Raw genomic sequence first — 13,498 nt, forward strand, 5'->3', positions numbered from 1 at the left:
TTTCGCCAACTGTTTATACTCGCAGTATATTTTATCGTCTTTAGCCAAATATAATTAAAAACAAAGGTACTTATGTCGGTTTTCGATCATCCAGAATTTGCATCTCATGAACAAGTCGCGTTTTGCCACGACGAAGAAACAGGCTTAAAAGCAATTATTGCCGTGCACAATACACACTTAGGTCCAGGCTTAGGGGGATGTAGAATGTGGAATTACGCAAATTCACACGAAGCACTCACTGATGTACTTCGTTTGTCTAAGGGCATGACATATAAAGCTGCCATGGCTGGCCTGGAACAGGGCGGTGGTAAGGCTGTGATTATTGGTGATCCTAGAAATCATAAGACTGCCGATATGATGGCCGCAATGGGTCGTTTTGTAGATACTTTTAAGGGTAAATATATTACTGCGGAAGACTCTGGGATTTCCGTTTCAGATATTCTCACGATGGGGCAGCATACTGAACATGTTGGAGGAACTTTCTCTAAATACAGCTTTGATGGAAGTCCTGCAGATGGCAACCCCGCGCCAGCGACAGCTTATGGTGTTTTTGTTGGCCTACAAGCTGCTGTTCGTCATCGCTTCGGTAGCGATTTAAGTGGCAAAACTGTCGCAATAAAAGGGGTTGGTCACGTAGGTTTAAGGCTTGCCGAGCATCTTTATAAGGCGGGAGCTCGTCTTTTTGTGGCGGATATTTTTCCTGAAGGCCTAGACCGCGCGGTTAATGAATACGGAGCGACTGCTGTCTCGGTTGATGAAATTGATGCTTTAGATGTTGATGTCTTTGCGCCTTGCGCACTCGGTAACGCTATTAATGCTGATAATATTTCTAATATAAACGCAAAAGTCATTGCTGGAGCGGCAAACAATCAATTAGCGTCTGATGAAATGGGCAAAATACTTGCGCAAAAAGGGATACTTTACGCACCTGATTATGTCATCAATGCTGGGGGTATTATTGATATATTCCATCAACGTACAGAGAGTAACGCTGAAAATCTGAAAGCTCACCTAGAACGAATTGGCGAAACTTTGAGCCGTATTTTTGATCAAGCAGCCGAGACTGGTCAGGCTACGGCGCAGGTCGCTGACGAGATGGCAGAGAGTCGCTTTCAAAAAAGCTAAATTTTTATGTGATAGCTGTTGCAAGCGCAAGTATAGTTCGTCATAATCCACGCCGTCTTGGAAACAAGGCGGTTTCTATGGTGAGCTCTGGTTCTCTCGCAATGATAGTTTGGAAACCCGGTCAGGCCCGGAAGGGAGCAGCCGTACCAAAGGACTCATGTGCCGAGATGTGGCTGGAGCTTACCACCCAAATTTCTAAAGCCAAATAGCTAAACGTTACTCCACCTCTTCTTGTTGCTTCGGATTCGCTTCCAAGTACTTTGTCGCATTGTTTACCGCGTGTGAGACATTCATCTCCATTTGCCTACGTTCTGACATGGGTAAATAAAATGCCATATCAACTTCATAGCGTATATAACGTGGTGGTAATTGATTGAGTACAAGGCACGTCAAATCTGCTAAGAAGTCCGCATCTTTGCTTTTGTTAAAACCCATGGTTTCAATTTTTTCGAGCACCAAGTGTTCGTAATAGTTGTGTATATCATCATCAAGTTTCATGCTCATTCTCCAACATCTTTAGCTTCTGGCTAGGCCATCTCTTCGATTTATCGGCTGAATCGTAAATGTCTACAATCAAGCATATATCTCTTATCCACTTTAGTACATTCAAAACCATTCAAGTTCATGAGAATGAAATATTTCTATGCTTTTCTTGGACGTTTTTTAAACTAATTGCAGTTTTTAGGTATGAAAGACGATAGTCGTAATTCAGTAGGTACATAATACTGAAAGTAGTGATCCAATTAGAATGTTGAAATTTTCATCATAATAAATTAGTATTATTAGGATGTAACTGTTAAATAGAGTGGTATTGTAAAGCGCAAAGTTAGCGGATGCTTTAAGCTCTACCACAGATGAGTACTGAATTTGTGATTGTAAGTGTTGACCAAAATTGTAGCGTGTGTATATTATTGTCGGTATGGGAATAGAAACCCATACAATATATAAAAATCGTATAAACGATTATTTCACACAAGCTTTCGAGCTTATGGTGTCTAGGGAGACATAAATGTTTACAAATACAAAGCTAGCAAAGTCAGTAAAACTGGCTTGTTTGTTTGGTGCTGCTTCGACAGCTGGTATCGCAACTAACGTTGCGGCACAAGCTGAAGAGGGTGCTAACACTGTCGAGAAAATTCAAGTAGTTGGTTCGCGTATTAAACGTCAAGAACTTACTTCTGTAACTCCAGTTGTTGAAGTAACAGATTTCGAATTCGATATTTCTGGTAACTTGAACATCGAACAAAAATTAAACGAACTACCTTCAACACTTCCTGCGTTCGGTCCAAGTTCAAACAACCCTGGTGATGGTACTGCTACTGTTAACCTTCGCGGTTTGGGAACTGCTCGTACCTTGGTACTAGTAAATGGTCGTCGTTGGGTACCTTCACGCCAAGATGGTGTTATTGATTTAAACACTATTCCTGCAAGCCTAATCGAAAAAGTTGACATCATCACAGGTGGTGCTTCAGCGGTATACGGTTCTGACGCTCTTGGTGGTGTTGTAAACTTTGACTTAGTTGATGACTTTGAAGGCGTAGAGTTCTCTGCACTTTATGACATTACTGGCGATGGTGATGGTGAGAAATTCAACTTCGATATCACTATGGGTGGTAACTTTGCCGACGGTAAAGGTAACGCTGTTGTTTACATGGGTTATTCAGAGCGTAAGCCTGTTTTCCAAGCAGACAGAAGCTTCTCTGACGTTGCATTAACCGAAAGTGGCGGCGTTTTGGTACCAGGTGGTTCTTCTGGTGTACCAGGAACGCGTGTTTTCGGTGGCCCAACGCTACCAAATGGCGAAGTGCTAGGTATTTTTGAGCCAGACGGTTCAGGTCGTGCTTTCCAAGACCCAGCTGACCGCTTCAACTACGCACCTGATAACTTCCTTCAGTTGCCACAGACTCGTCACACAGTACAAGCGTTTGCTCACTACTACCTAGCTGACGAAGCTCGTTTGTATGGTGAAATGACTTTCGTACGTAACGAAGTACCACAGGAACTTGCTCCTACTCCTGCTTTCCTAAGCTCGCTAGAAGTTAACCCAGATAGCCCATTCTTTGGTGCAGGTGTTCAAACAGCCCTTGACGGCGAACGTACTGATACCAACGGTGACGGTATTGTTGACGGTGACGACAATGCATTCTTAGGCTTTATCGGTCGTCGTATGGTTGAGAATGGTTCACGCCAATCTGTTGATACTCGTGATGCATTCCGCGTTCTAATCGGTGTTGACGGTGCAATAAATGACTACTGGAACTATGACGTTTATTTAAGTCGTTCTATCTTGTCGCAAAGCAACACGCTTAACAATGACGTTTCTGAAAGTCGTTTCCGTCAAGCTATCTTAGTGACCGACGATGGCACTGCTTGTCAAAACACTGCTGGCGGTTGTGCTCCATTGAACATCTTCGGTGCGGGCAATATCTCTCAAGATGCTATTGACTTCATTAACGTTGGTGCAACTAACCTAACAACAATTGAACAAAACGTATTCTTAGCATCAGTAGCGGGTGAACTTCCGTTCACACTTCCTGGCGCAGACGAAGCGATTGGTCTTGTGTTAGGTTTTGAGCGTCGTCGTGACGAATCAAATTTCCGTCCTGATACTTTCCTTTCTGGTGGTGACGTTCTTGGTTTCAACGCTGGTCGTGCAACAGTTGGTGATTACAGCTCGAATGAGTACTTTGCAGAATTGTCTATTCCAATCTTGTCAGGTCACGATTTAGCTGAAGAGTTAAGTTTGTGGGGTGCTTTCCGTTCATCTGATTATTCAAATATCGGCGCAGTAACTTCATATGCAACAGCATTGAACTACAAGCCAACTGAAGAAATCGGTGTTCGTGTTGGTTACCAGCGCGCTGTTCGTGCTCCTAACGTATCTGAGTTGTTCTTGGGTCAATCTAACGGTTTCCCTGGTGCAACAGATCCATGTTCGGCTGATGGTATCACTACAGACACAGACACTGCATTATGTTTAGCCACAGGCGTTCCTGCTGGTCAAGTTGGTGTATTTACACAAGCTAACTCGCAAATCGAAGGTTTATTCGGTGGTAACCCAGACCTAGGTGAAGAAACTTCTGATACATTCACTATCGGTTTGGTTGTTGAGCCATTAGAAGGCTTAGATTTCACATTGGATTATTTCGATATCGAAATTGAAGATGCAATCTCTGTACTTGGTGGTGGTGTAGCTAACGTACTAGACATTTGTTACAACGTAGTTAAAGACGTAAACAGTGCATTCTGTCAAGCGATTACTCGTCGTCCAGACGGTAACGTTGACGTAGTAAATGTATTGAATGAAAACATCGCTAAGATTTCTACTAGCGGTATCGATTTCAACGTAAACTACTCTACTGAAGTTGGTTTCGGTCTGTTTGAAGATACCTCTACAATGAGTGTTAACTTCCGTAGTACATTCCTTGACACATTCGATGTTCAGCCAGTTGCTGACCTACCTGATGTGAATGAGTGTGCTGGTTCATTCGGTAACACTTGTGGTATTCCACGTTCTAAGTTCCAGTATAACGCTCGCGTGAACTGGAGCACTGGTCCTCTAACAGTATCAGGTCTATTGCGTTACTTGTCAGAAGTTGATGATGATACCATCGCAACTGCAGGCGTTAACCGTAATGATATCGTAGTACCAGAACTAGCTAAGGCATACTACTTTGACTTAAGTGCAGCTTACTTAGTAACTGACGACTTCAAAGTTAACTTCGGTGTAAGAAACTTGTTTGAAGAAGATCCAACGCCAGTTGGTGATCAACAGCAACAAGCTAACACTTTCCCAGAAGTTTACGACGTACTTGGTCGTCGCTTCTTCCTAAGTGGTACTTATACGTTCTAATTTGACTTCTTACTAAGTTAAACATGTAAAAGCCAACCTTGTGTTGGCTTTTTTTTTGAGTTGGCACAATGATTATTTAGAATAAAGTGATATCCTGATGTCATATAAAGGAGTGTTGGTTTTATGTCAGGTTCGCAACAGCAGTTTCAACGCATTCTGCAGCAAATAACGTCGAAAATTCAGAGTAATGAAGCAGAAAAAGCCATTTCTATTATTGAAGCTTTACCGACTGCTATCAAGCAGCATCCCAATGTTCAGCATCTGCAGGCACTGGCATTTAAGGTGCTAGGTCAACTTCCCGCGAGTTTATTGTTGTTTAAGCAATTACTCAGTCAATACCCTAATCAAGCTGAGTTTCAAAATAACGCTGGAAACGTATATAAGGACCTAGGCAACACTAAGCTAGCTTTAGAGCATTACCTAAAAGCGTTAAATTTAAAGTCGGACTACCTTGATGCCTTTAAAAACGCGATGTTAGTACATATTGAGGAGGCTGATTATGAAAGCGCTAGACAGATGCTTAACGCTTACAGCATGGTTTTTTCAAAGCACCCTGTGACGCAAAAGTTTGAAGCCGACGTACTTCTGGGCCAAAAGCAATATGAGTCTGCTGCGAATTTGTATGAGCTTATAGTTCAACAGAACCCGAGCTACACCGTTGCAAAACTTGGCTTAGCAGCTGCGCTTCGATTAAGCGAAAGGCTTAGCGAAGCGAAAATGTTGTTGCTAGATGTTTTAAATGAACAAGCATCAGCCAATGCTCATTATCAGTTTGGCCTTTGTTTATTCGAAGATGGAAATTACGAAAAAGCTGAGCACGCTTTTGAGCAAGCAATTTTGCTCAAGCCAAGTTATAGGGCTGCGCACAATCAACTGAACGAAATGCTTTGGCAACTGAACAACATGACTAAATTTGGTAGTAGTTATCAGCGTGTTTTACAGACTGAGCCAGATTTAAGCCAATTGCGTGAAGACTATGTAGACATGCTGATTAATGCGGAACATTACGATTTGGCAGTAGAACAGATCGAAATTGGTTTGAATTCAACACCAAGTCAATCTGGTTTGTTAGCGGCTAAGTCAATGCTCTTAGCAAATCAGCAAAATTATGAAGAGGCCTATGAGTTGGCCAAACAAGTATGGACTGAAAGGCAGTCATTTAGGGATGGTATTGAATTTATTAAACTCGCGATCAAAATGGAAGACTATCAGGCTGCAAGCAAAATTATTGACAAGCTGAAGGCCGAGTACCCTGAGAATCAGTTAGTGCAGGCATATCACGCCACTTGTTTAAAATTGACAGACCCAAATGCTTATCAAGAGTTTATAATGCTATCGCATTCGATTAAAGCCTTTGAATTACCTGTTCCGGAAGGGTACGACTGCCTTGAGATGTTTCTATCCGATTTAAAAGCTTTGCTTAGCTCTATGCACACGACAAATACCCGACCGTTGCAACAAACTTTGCGCAAGGGGACCCAAACTCCGGGGCGTCTTTTAGAGCGGGGAGAGCCATTGTTAAATAAGCTTAAATGGGCCTATGAAAGCACGGTTTCAAAATACATATCGGCACTCCCTGATGATGATCAGCATCCTTTCCTAAGGCGCAAAAGCAAACACTTTAAAATTACTGGAAGTTGGTCGGTAAAACTCGATAATTTGGGTTTCCATGTAAATCACGTGCACCCTGACGGTTGGATAAGCTCCGCATGTTATATTGCTGTACCAGATAATCTAAGTGAATCAGAAGGCTGCATAAGGTTTGGTCAATCACCTCTTGAACTGGGAGATAAAGATACACCCGACTTATCGATTACTCCTCAAGCTGGACAGCTTGTGCTGTTTCCATCTTTCATGTGGCACGGCACTTTGCCTTATCATTCCGAGCAAATGCGCTTAACGGCACCATTCGACGTAGTACCCATCGCGGAAAAATATAATGATTAATGAAAGTAAGGCTTGGGATTTGTATTGGGAAACTGGTGCGCTTGAAAGCTGTGTAACACAATCTGATGAGTTAGTACAAAGCGCCTTAGAAACGCTTTGGACTGGTTTCGTTTCTGACAAAAGTCAAACCCAAAGTTTATTGGATTTAGCGACAGGAAATGGCTCTGTACTAAAGATATTAGTGCAAGTTCAACCAACGCTTCAGTTGACGGGTGTTGATCAAGCGAAAATCACAGCTCACCCATCTATTGTTAAGCAGGGTTCAAAAAACGTAGCACTTATTTCTAATGTCGATATAAAAAATATGGAGTTTAAAGACCAGACCTTTGACTTCATCACTAGTCAGTTTGGCCTTGAATATGCGCTTGATAAACCTATTAGTGTCGAAGCAAAGGCACTTGTTGAAATAAATCGATTGTTAAAGCCTTCCGGTTCTTGTCAGTTCTTGATTCACCATGCTGATAGTGCGTTGGTGAAATCAAATAAGGCTCGTCAGAAGGAATTGCATGCTTTACTTTCCGAAAATGGATTAATTACGCACCTGTCGTTATTGGCGAACGGGCACTCATCTATTGGCGTTATTGAAAAAGTTGGTCAAGATTATTTGGCTATGCCGACTAAAAAAACAAAAGCTATCAGCGGGCAAGTGTTCGAGGCAGTCGCCTACTTTATTCAGCGCTTGTCAGCAGGGGAAACGGTTGACGAACTGAAAGAGCAAATAGACCAGACAGTGTTAAGAATTGAGGCTGAGTACTCTCGTTTAAGTCAATTAATTCAAGCTGCATTGTCCGAAAAAGACTTTGCTAACTTTTGTTCTGTATTTCAAAGCTTCGGTTTTGACATACTCAAAGATAAGCCATTTGAAGTCGTAAATCAAAAAGACAGTTTTGATTTGCTAGGATGGCAGTTTTTGGCACAAAAAAGTGGTAGGGCATAATGTCAGGTAATAGCAACAAAGATCTCAGGGGCAAGCAGGCCAGCTCCACTACTCTTAGACCAAATAACGCTCAAGACATCAAATACGAAATTGATAGAATTACTCAATTGTTAAATAGTAATGAAATAGAGAATGGTTTGCGTCAAACTCGAGAACTCGTCAAACAGCATGCTACAAATATTGAAGTCTTAAACTTCTGGGGTAATGTTGAAGAGCAACTGGGGTCATTAGATGAGGCCATTAAAGCTCACCGAAAAAGTATTCAGGTGAAACCGGATAGTCCAATTTCCTATCTGAATCTTGGCTACCTGTTGGCTACGAGCAGCAAGGTAGACCCTGTATTAAAACAAGAAGTGGATTATTGTTTTTCGCTGCTATTAGACTTGGCACCAGCTTGGTTTTTTCAGCTTCACGAGCAAAATTTTTCGAGCTTGGTCAAGCAGAAAGTCGTTTATGCTGGCAGAAGGTTGGTTCAGCTATTTGACACACTTCATATTGAGGCTGTCGGTGACTCAAGTGACACGATACGTGTGAAAAATGCTGTGTGGCCTCAAACTCATTTGAAACCATTTACATACAATTATGAATCTCAAAAACCACATCTTTTTTATGTGCCCGAGCTCAAAGCCATTCCAATTTGGCCTTTGCGAGAATTCTTATGGGCGAATGAATTTATGGCTCAGTATCCGTCAATAGCAGAAGAGTTTCATTCAACACAGACCTTGGAGGAGATGCAAACACGCCCATACCTAGATACGCATTTCGGAGCCAATAGCGATTTAGAGGAGTTGGCAGGGCAAAGTTCATGGACCGCGCTGGATTTATACAAAGAAGGGAAGCGCTCCCCATTCGCTGAAAAGTATTTCCCCAAAACACTCAAAGCTTTAGAAGCTTTGCCTCTTTCTGGGCGTGGGGAGCGTCCTGATGAAGTTTTCTTTTCAATACTTCAGCCTGGGCAGGAAATTCCTCCTCACTTTGGTCTATCAAACCACAGTCTAACGGTCCACTTGGGAATAGATATACCTGGTGGTGAATTAACCGTCGCAGATGAACATTATTGCTGGAAAGAAGCGGAGTTAGTTGTGTTTGATGATAGCTTCCTGCATTCTGCAATAAATGACACAGAGAAGGTGAGGGTTGTTTTACTTTTTTCTATTTGGCATCCAGATTTGAGCGATAAAGAAATACTCGCAATTAAACGAGCATTCAATTATCGCCAAAGTTGGTTAGAACAGCGCTATGTTGGTTCTTAAGCCCGGAACCAACCGCTAATTGCGAGACGCAGAGCTGGCGCATAAGGTGCGATACACGTTACTGAATGTATATGCTTGACATCAAATAGACTTAGGCTATTGAAAGTGGGTGTCCAAGAGTGTGTGCTCGTTCCATCCGCTTCAAAGAATTGTAGCAAACCACCCCAGTCTGCATGCCAGTTTGGTGATAGGTTAATCACGAAGGCAACACGCCTTGTCTCGTTTGGTAAAACATCATTATGACGAGTTAAAAATTCAGAGCGAGCAAACCGAGTGACATTCGCATCGGCGTGTGTAATATCATGCATGCCTGTAACTGATTTAATCCAAGTGATAGTAGTGGGGCTGTTAAGCCATTCAATCACCTGACGCAACTTCTGATTTTCATCATCCTTTTGGATAATGTGACGGCCATAAAGAAAGCCAACACCTTTTGCTGCGTTACCGAAAATCTCAGCCTGCAACTGTTGCCTCGTTTCGTCGCTATGCTTGCGCAACTCAGCTTCAGGTACAGCTTTGTTTTCACCTCCTGCATGAAAGACTAAATCAAACTCACGGATGCTTTGCAGAGTCTGACTCAAACTTTTTGCATCTTCGGGCTGTAAGAAGTTGGTTAAACGACATTTATTTGATTCGGAAAAAACCTCAGCTACTGATGTAATCTGCTTAGCATCAAAATAAGGAGAATACATATTACTTTGCCTTTTTTATTGTATTTAAACGCACAAGGTTTTGCATTTGATTTAATGAACCTAAATGGATATGAATACACTCTAGGCCGCTGTCTACTTTTCTAAGTTTAATAAAATCTTCATCAGACAAGTTACGTAGCTTTTCGTAATCTATGACCATAAAACCACCAATCGACTTAGCTTCGCCGTCTTGCTGAAATTCAAGAGCCTTCTCTGAAAACAAACCGATATTGTCTAATAGCTGAAAGAACTCCTTAGAGCGATATTGCATATTGTGGATGTGAGCAAGAAACTGCTGCACTTTTAACACCTGTGCGCTAGGACTGCCATCCGATTTAAACAAGTCGATTCCGAATTTATCATTAATTAAGCTCTTGTCATTATTCACGCACAAGGCCATTTCTTCAGAATCTGGTGATGTTCTAACCAGACTGAAGGGGTAGCGGCGAACAATTGAAGGGATATAACTTACCGTCCATTTTCCAGCATCATCTATGAACAAGTTTTGTTCAGGCTCCAAGCCAAGGATAGTTGCAGCGGATACAGACTTGTCTTCGTTGCGCAAAAATACGATTGGGTAGCTGGTGCTGGCCATGCCAAATTCATCCATAGTAATACTTGCAATATGGAAGTTTTTAGCATGTTCGAAGTTAGTTATCTCTTTGATTTTTTTGTTTTTATGGATGTCTGCGTTCAACGCAACGTAATTAGCATTCATTCTTTATTCAAAGCCTTATTATTTGTTTTTATGTTATGGCGGTTGGCGATACTTAACTATCACTGATTTCTTGATCCTTATTGTACTCAATAAGAACAAAAAAACTAAGAGAAGATTTGTAAATTAAATGTTTAAAAAAATCCGCATTCTCATTGATTCTTCCTGAGCGATTTCTTGACATTTATCTAACATCCTGTGACTATCTAAAGGGAGTGCATGCGTAAGTGAATGCACGTCTATGATAATTATAATTTCAATGCCCTTTAAAAAAGCGGCGTGAACATCTAAAACTATGGTTGGGAATATGTCCAAAATGAGCAAGAGAACTCAAATAGCGTCATGCGTTCTAGGTGCCTTAGCACTAGGAAACGCTACGGTCGTCTCTGCAGATCAGCTTCAGGATTTACAGAAAGCAGAAGCAAAGATTCATACAGCTGCAGCGAAATCTCAAGAAAAAATCAATAACCTTTTTGAGCAATCACAAGAATTGTTGGCGGAATACAGAAACGTCATCGATACGACTGAAGGCTTGAAAGTGTATAACGATTACCTCGCGAACTTGGTTGCTGACCAACAGCGCGGTATCGACTCTTTACAACGTCAAATCGATTCAATTGACGAAACGCGTCAAAACATCGTACCTCTTATGTTTGCAATGATTGACAGCTTGGAAGAGTTCATCAATTTGGATATTCCAATCAATCTGGAAGAAAGGCAGGAACGTGTACAAAGACTGCGTGACGTGATGAGCAACTCTAGCGTAACAGTTGCCGAGCGTTTCCGCTTAGTTCTTGAAGCTTACCAAACAGAAAATGAATACGGTACGAAAATTGAATCTTATTCAGGTCAAATCGATGACAATGGTCAGAGTGTCCAAGTTGATTTCTTCAACCTAGGCCGTACTGCTTTGTTAGCGCTATCTAAGGATCAAAAAGCCGCTTGGGTGTGGGATAACGATTCTCGCAGTTACCAGCAGCTAGGTGATGAATACCTCAGCTCGGTAATTCAAGCTGTACGTATGGCGCAAGGCTTGGTTCCACAAGACCTTATTAAACTACCAATCAAAGCAGCTGCGGAGTAAGTTAAATGAAAACAACAATTAAAACACTTGTTGCTGCAGCGACGATTGCCTGTATGTCGTCTTTTGCACAAGCGCAAACATCAACAACATTGCAAGACCTTTTGAAGAAGGTTGAGCAAAATGCAACTTCACAGTCGCGTGAAAACCAGCAACGTGAAGCTGAGTTTAAGCGTAACAGAGACCAACAAGCGGGCCTTCTGCGTCAAGCGAAAGCTGACCTTAGAGCAGAAGAGCAACGTGGCGACCGTTTAGCAGCACAGTTTGCAGCAAACGAACAATCGCTTATCGACAAAGAAATTGAACTAGACCAAGCTAAGGGCGACCTTGGTGAAATGTTTGGTGTTGTTCGCCAAGCTTCATCTGACGCGTATGGTCGTATTTCAACCTCTATCGTGAGTGCTGAATTCCCAGGTCGTGAAGAGTTCTTGAAAGAAATGTCTAGTGACTCCAAAGGTCTTCCGAATATTGAAGAATTGAGGAAGCTTTGGGTTTCTTTACAAACTGAAATGACTGCATCAGGTCAAGTAAGCCGTTTCACGAAAGAAGTTGCTAACTTGGACGGTGGTAAGTCTGAACAATCTATCTTACGAATCGGTACCTTCAACTTAATCGGTGAGCAAGGCTACCTGATCTATGACGAATCTGAAGGTCAAGTGACTCCTCTAGGTCGTCAGCCAGATAGCTTCCAGGTAAATACTACACAAGACCTACTAGCTGCACAGTCTGGGTTTGTGCCAGTGTTTGTGGATCCATCGCGTGGCGTGATCTTGAACTTGTTCAAGCAAAAAGCGACTTGGTCTGAAAGATATCATGCTGGTAAAGAAGTGGGCTATACCATTACTGCTATGCTTCTTATCGGCCTTTTAATTGGTTTGTATAAGTTTGTTACTCTATCTGCTGTTGGTGCGAAGATGAAGTCACAACTTAAGAATGTTGACTCACCAAATACTTCAAACCCGCTTGGCCGTATCCTTACAGTGTATGCTGACAACAAGCAAGCTGATGTTGAGACACTAGAATTGAAACTTGATGAAGCGATTCTCCGCGAACTACCAAGAATCGATGCTGGCGTTAATATCATTAAGATTTTTGCTGCAATTGCACCGTTACTAGGTCTACTAGGTACGGTATTGGGTATGATCGAAACTTTCCAACAAATTACTTTGTTCGGTACAGGCGACCCAAGAATCATGGCTGGTTCAATCTCAATGGCACTAGTGACTACTGCTCAAGGTATTATCGCTGCTCTACCATTAATCTTGGTACATAGCATCGTAGCTGCTAAGGCTAAGTCTATAGTTCACGTACTTGATGAGCAAACTGCTGGTTACATCGCAGCAGCTGCTGAGACGGAGAAAGCTTAATATGTTGTACCTGATTGGATTATGGGAATCTGTCAGGGACTTTATCGCTACCGGCGGTGACGTGTTGTATTTCGTTGCTGCCGCGCTTTTCCTAATGTGGGTTTTAATGGTTGAGCGTTATTGGTATTTAACTTCTGTGTTTCCATCAGTAAAGAAAAAAATTATTGCTGACTGGGACGCAAGAACAGATACCACTTCATGGTATGCGCATAGAATTCGTGACACGTGGATTTCACAGGCGTCAGATTCTTTGAATGCAAGAATGCTAATTATCCGTACATTAGTGGCTATGTGTCCATTAATAGGACTGTTAGGCACAGTAACCGGCATGATCGGTGTATTCGAGAGTATGGCAACACAAGGTACTGGTAACCCAAGAATAATGGCTGCTGGTATTTCGATGGCAACAATTCCAACTATGGCTGGAATGGTTGCGGCTCTTTCTGGACTGTTTTTCAGTTCACGTCTTGAAGCGAAAGCGAAGATGATGAAAGAGACATTAATCGATAGTCTGCCTCATCATTAAGA

The 13,498-nt window shown here is 42.1% G+C and carries 11 protein-coding genes and 1 other RNA gene; 9 read left to right on the forward strand and 3 right to left on the reverse strand.

Translation table 11 applies throughout. The features are described from left to right. Positions 1-72 precede the first annotated feature (72 nt). Positions 73-1,125, forward strand: coding sequence for a Glu/Leu/Phe/Val dehydrogenase dimerization domain-containing protein (locus RM556_RS08150; RefSeq protein WP_311361669.1), 1,053 nt, complete (start codon positions 73-75; stop codon positions 1,123-1,125). Between the two features lie 85 nt (positions 1,126-1,210). Then, positions 1,211-1,307, forward strand: an RNA gene (gene ffs, locus RM556_RS08155) — signal recognition particle sRNA small type. Positions 1,308-1,341: 34 nt separating this feature from the next. Here ffs and RM556_RS08160 read toward each other — a convergent pair. Then, a complete protein-coding gene (locus RM556_RS08160; protein ID WP_311361670.1) occupies positions 1,342-1,623 on the reverse strand; it encodes a late competence development ComFB family protein in 282 nt (93 codons plus the stop codon). 511 nt (positions 1,624-2,134) lie between these two features. Between RM556_RS08160 and RM556_RS08165 the strand changes: the two genes are divergently transcribed. The 4 genes from RM556_RS08165 (at position 2,135) to RM556_RS08180 (ending at position 9,115) form a co-directional block, all read left to right on the forward strand. Then, complete coding sequence (locus tag RM556_RS08165; protein WP_311361671.1) at positions 2,135-4,978, forward strand: TonB-dependent receptor domain-containing protein; 2,844 nt, start codon at positions 2,135-2,137, stop codon at positions 4,976-4,978. A 123-nt stretch (positions 4,979-5,101) separates the two neighbouring features. Beyond that, positions 5,102-6,925, forward strand: coding sequence for a tetratricopeptide repeat protein (locus tag RM556_RS08170; protein WP_311374356.1), 1,824 nt, complete (start codon positions 5,102-5,104; stop codon positions 6,923-6,925). Then, entirely contained in the window at positions 6,918-7,862 is a 945-nt protein-coding gene (locus tag RM556_RS08175; protein ID WP_311374357.1) for a class I SAM-dependent methyltransferase, read from the forward strand. Before RM556_RS08170 ends, RM556_RS08175 begins: the two co-directional genes overlap by 8 nt. Next, complete coding sequence (locus RM556_RS08180) at positions 7,862-9,115, forward strand: aspartyl/asparaginyl beta-hydroxylase domain-containing protein (RefSeq protein ID WP_311374358.1); 1,254 nt, start codon at positions 7,862-7,864, stop codon at positions 9,113-9,115. The genes RM556_RS08175 and RM556_RS08180 overlap by 1 nt, the downstream gene beginning before the upstream one ends. Here the strand turns inward: RM556_RS08180 and RM556_RS08185 are convergent. Beyond that, entirely contained in the window at positions 9,112-9,807 is a 696-nt protein-coding gene (locus RM556_RS08185) for a 2OG-Fe(II) oxygenase family protein (protein ID WP_311361675.1), read from the reverse strand. The two genes, RM556_RS08180 and RM556_RS08185, sit on opposite strands and share 4 nt — an antisense overlap. Before the next feature lies 1 nt (position 9,808). Beyond that, positions 9,809-10,525 carry a SapC family protein gene (locus RM556_RS08190; RefSeq protein WP_311374359.1) on the reverse strand — a complete coding sequence of 239 codons (717 nt, stop codon included), beginning with the start codon at positions 10,523-10,525 and terminating at the stop codon, positions 9,809-9,811. A 313-nt stretch (positions 10,526-10,838) separates the two neighbouring features. On the opposite strand from RM556_RS08190, the gene RM556_RS08195 reads away from it, so the two are divergent. From RM556_RS08195 to RM556_RS08205, 3 genes are read left to right on the forward strand one after another with little or no spacing between them, the layout of a single operon-like run. Next, positions 10,839-11,606, forward strand: a complete 768-nt coding sequence (locus RM556_RS08195) for a DUF3450 domain-containing protein (RefSeq protein WP_311361677.1) — start codon at positions 10,839-10,841, stop codon at positions 11,604-11,606. Positions 11,607-11,611: 5 nt separating this feature from the next. Further along, positions 11,612-12,970, forward strand: a complete 1,359-nt coding sequence (locus tag RM556_RS08200; RefSeq protein ID WP_311361678.1) for a MotA/TolQ/ExbB proton channel family protein — start codon at positions 11,612-11,614, stop codon at positions 12,968-12,970. 1 nt (position 12,971) lies between these two features. Further along, positions 12,972-13,496: a MotA/TolQ/ExbB proton channel family protein gene (locus RM556_RS08205; protein WP_311361679.1), complete on the forward strand. Its 525-nt coding sequence runs from the start codon at positions 12,972-12,974 to the stop codon at positions 13,494-13,496. Positions 13,497-13,498 lie beyond the last annotated feature (2 nt).

It is taken from the genome of Alteromonas sp. W364, from assembly GCF_031846205.1.
Taxonomy (GTDB): domain Bacteria; phylum Pseudomonadota; class Gammaproteobacteria; order Enterobacterales; family Alteromonadaceae; genus Glaciecola; species Glaciecola blandensis.

Bases quoted from the DNA above. Each gene is read 5' to 3' on its own strand.
- RM556_RS08150 (WP_311361669.1), top strand. From the start codon at position 73: ATGTCGGTTTTCGATCATCCAGAATTTGCATCTCATGAACAAGTCGCG.
- RM556_RS08160 (WP_311361670.1), bottom strand. From the start codon at position 1,623: ATGAAACTTGATGATGATATACACAACTATTACGAACACTTGGTGCTC.
- RM556_RS08165 (WP_311361671.1), top strand. From the start codon at position 2,135: ATGTTTACAAATACAAAGCTAGCAAAGTCAGTAAAACTGGCTTGTTTG.
- RM556_RS08170 (WP_311374356.1), top strand. From the start codon at position 5,102: ATGTCAGGTTCGCAACAGCAGTTTCAACGCATTCTGCAGCAAATAACG.
- RM556_RS08175 (WP_311374357.1), top strand. From the start codon at position 6,918: ATGATTAATGAAAGTAAGGCTTGGGATTTGTATTGGGAAACTGGTGCG.
- RM556_RS08180 (WP_311374358.1), top strand. From the start codon at position 7,862: ATGTCAGGTAATAGCAACAAAGATCTCAGGGGCAAGCAGGCCAGCTCC.
- RM556_RS08185 (WP_311361675.1), bottom strand. From the start codon at position 9,807: ATGTATTCTCCTTATTTTGATGCTAAGCAGATTACATCAGTAGCTGAG.
- RM556_RS08190 (WP_311374359.1), bottom strand. From the start codon at position 10,525: ATGAATGCTAATTACGTTGCGTTGAACGCAGACATCCATAAAAACAAA.
- RM556_RS08195 (WP_311361677.1), top strand. From the start codon at position 10,839: ATGAGCAAGAGAACTCAAATAGCGTCATGCGTTCTAGGTGCCTTAGCA.
- RM556_RS08200 (WP_311361678.1), top strand. From the start codon at position 11,612: ATGAAAACAACAATTAAAACACTTGTTGCTGCAGCGACGATTGCCTGT.
- RM556_RS08205 (WP_311361679.1), top strand. From the start codon at position 12,972: ATGTTGTACCTGATTGGATTATGGGAATCTGTCAGGGACTTTATCGCT.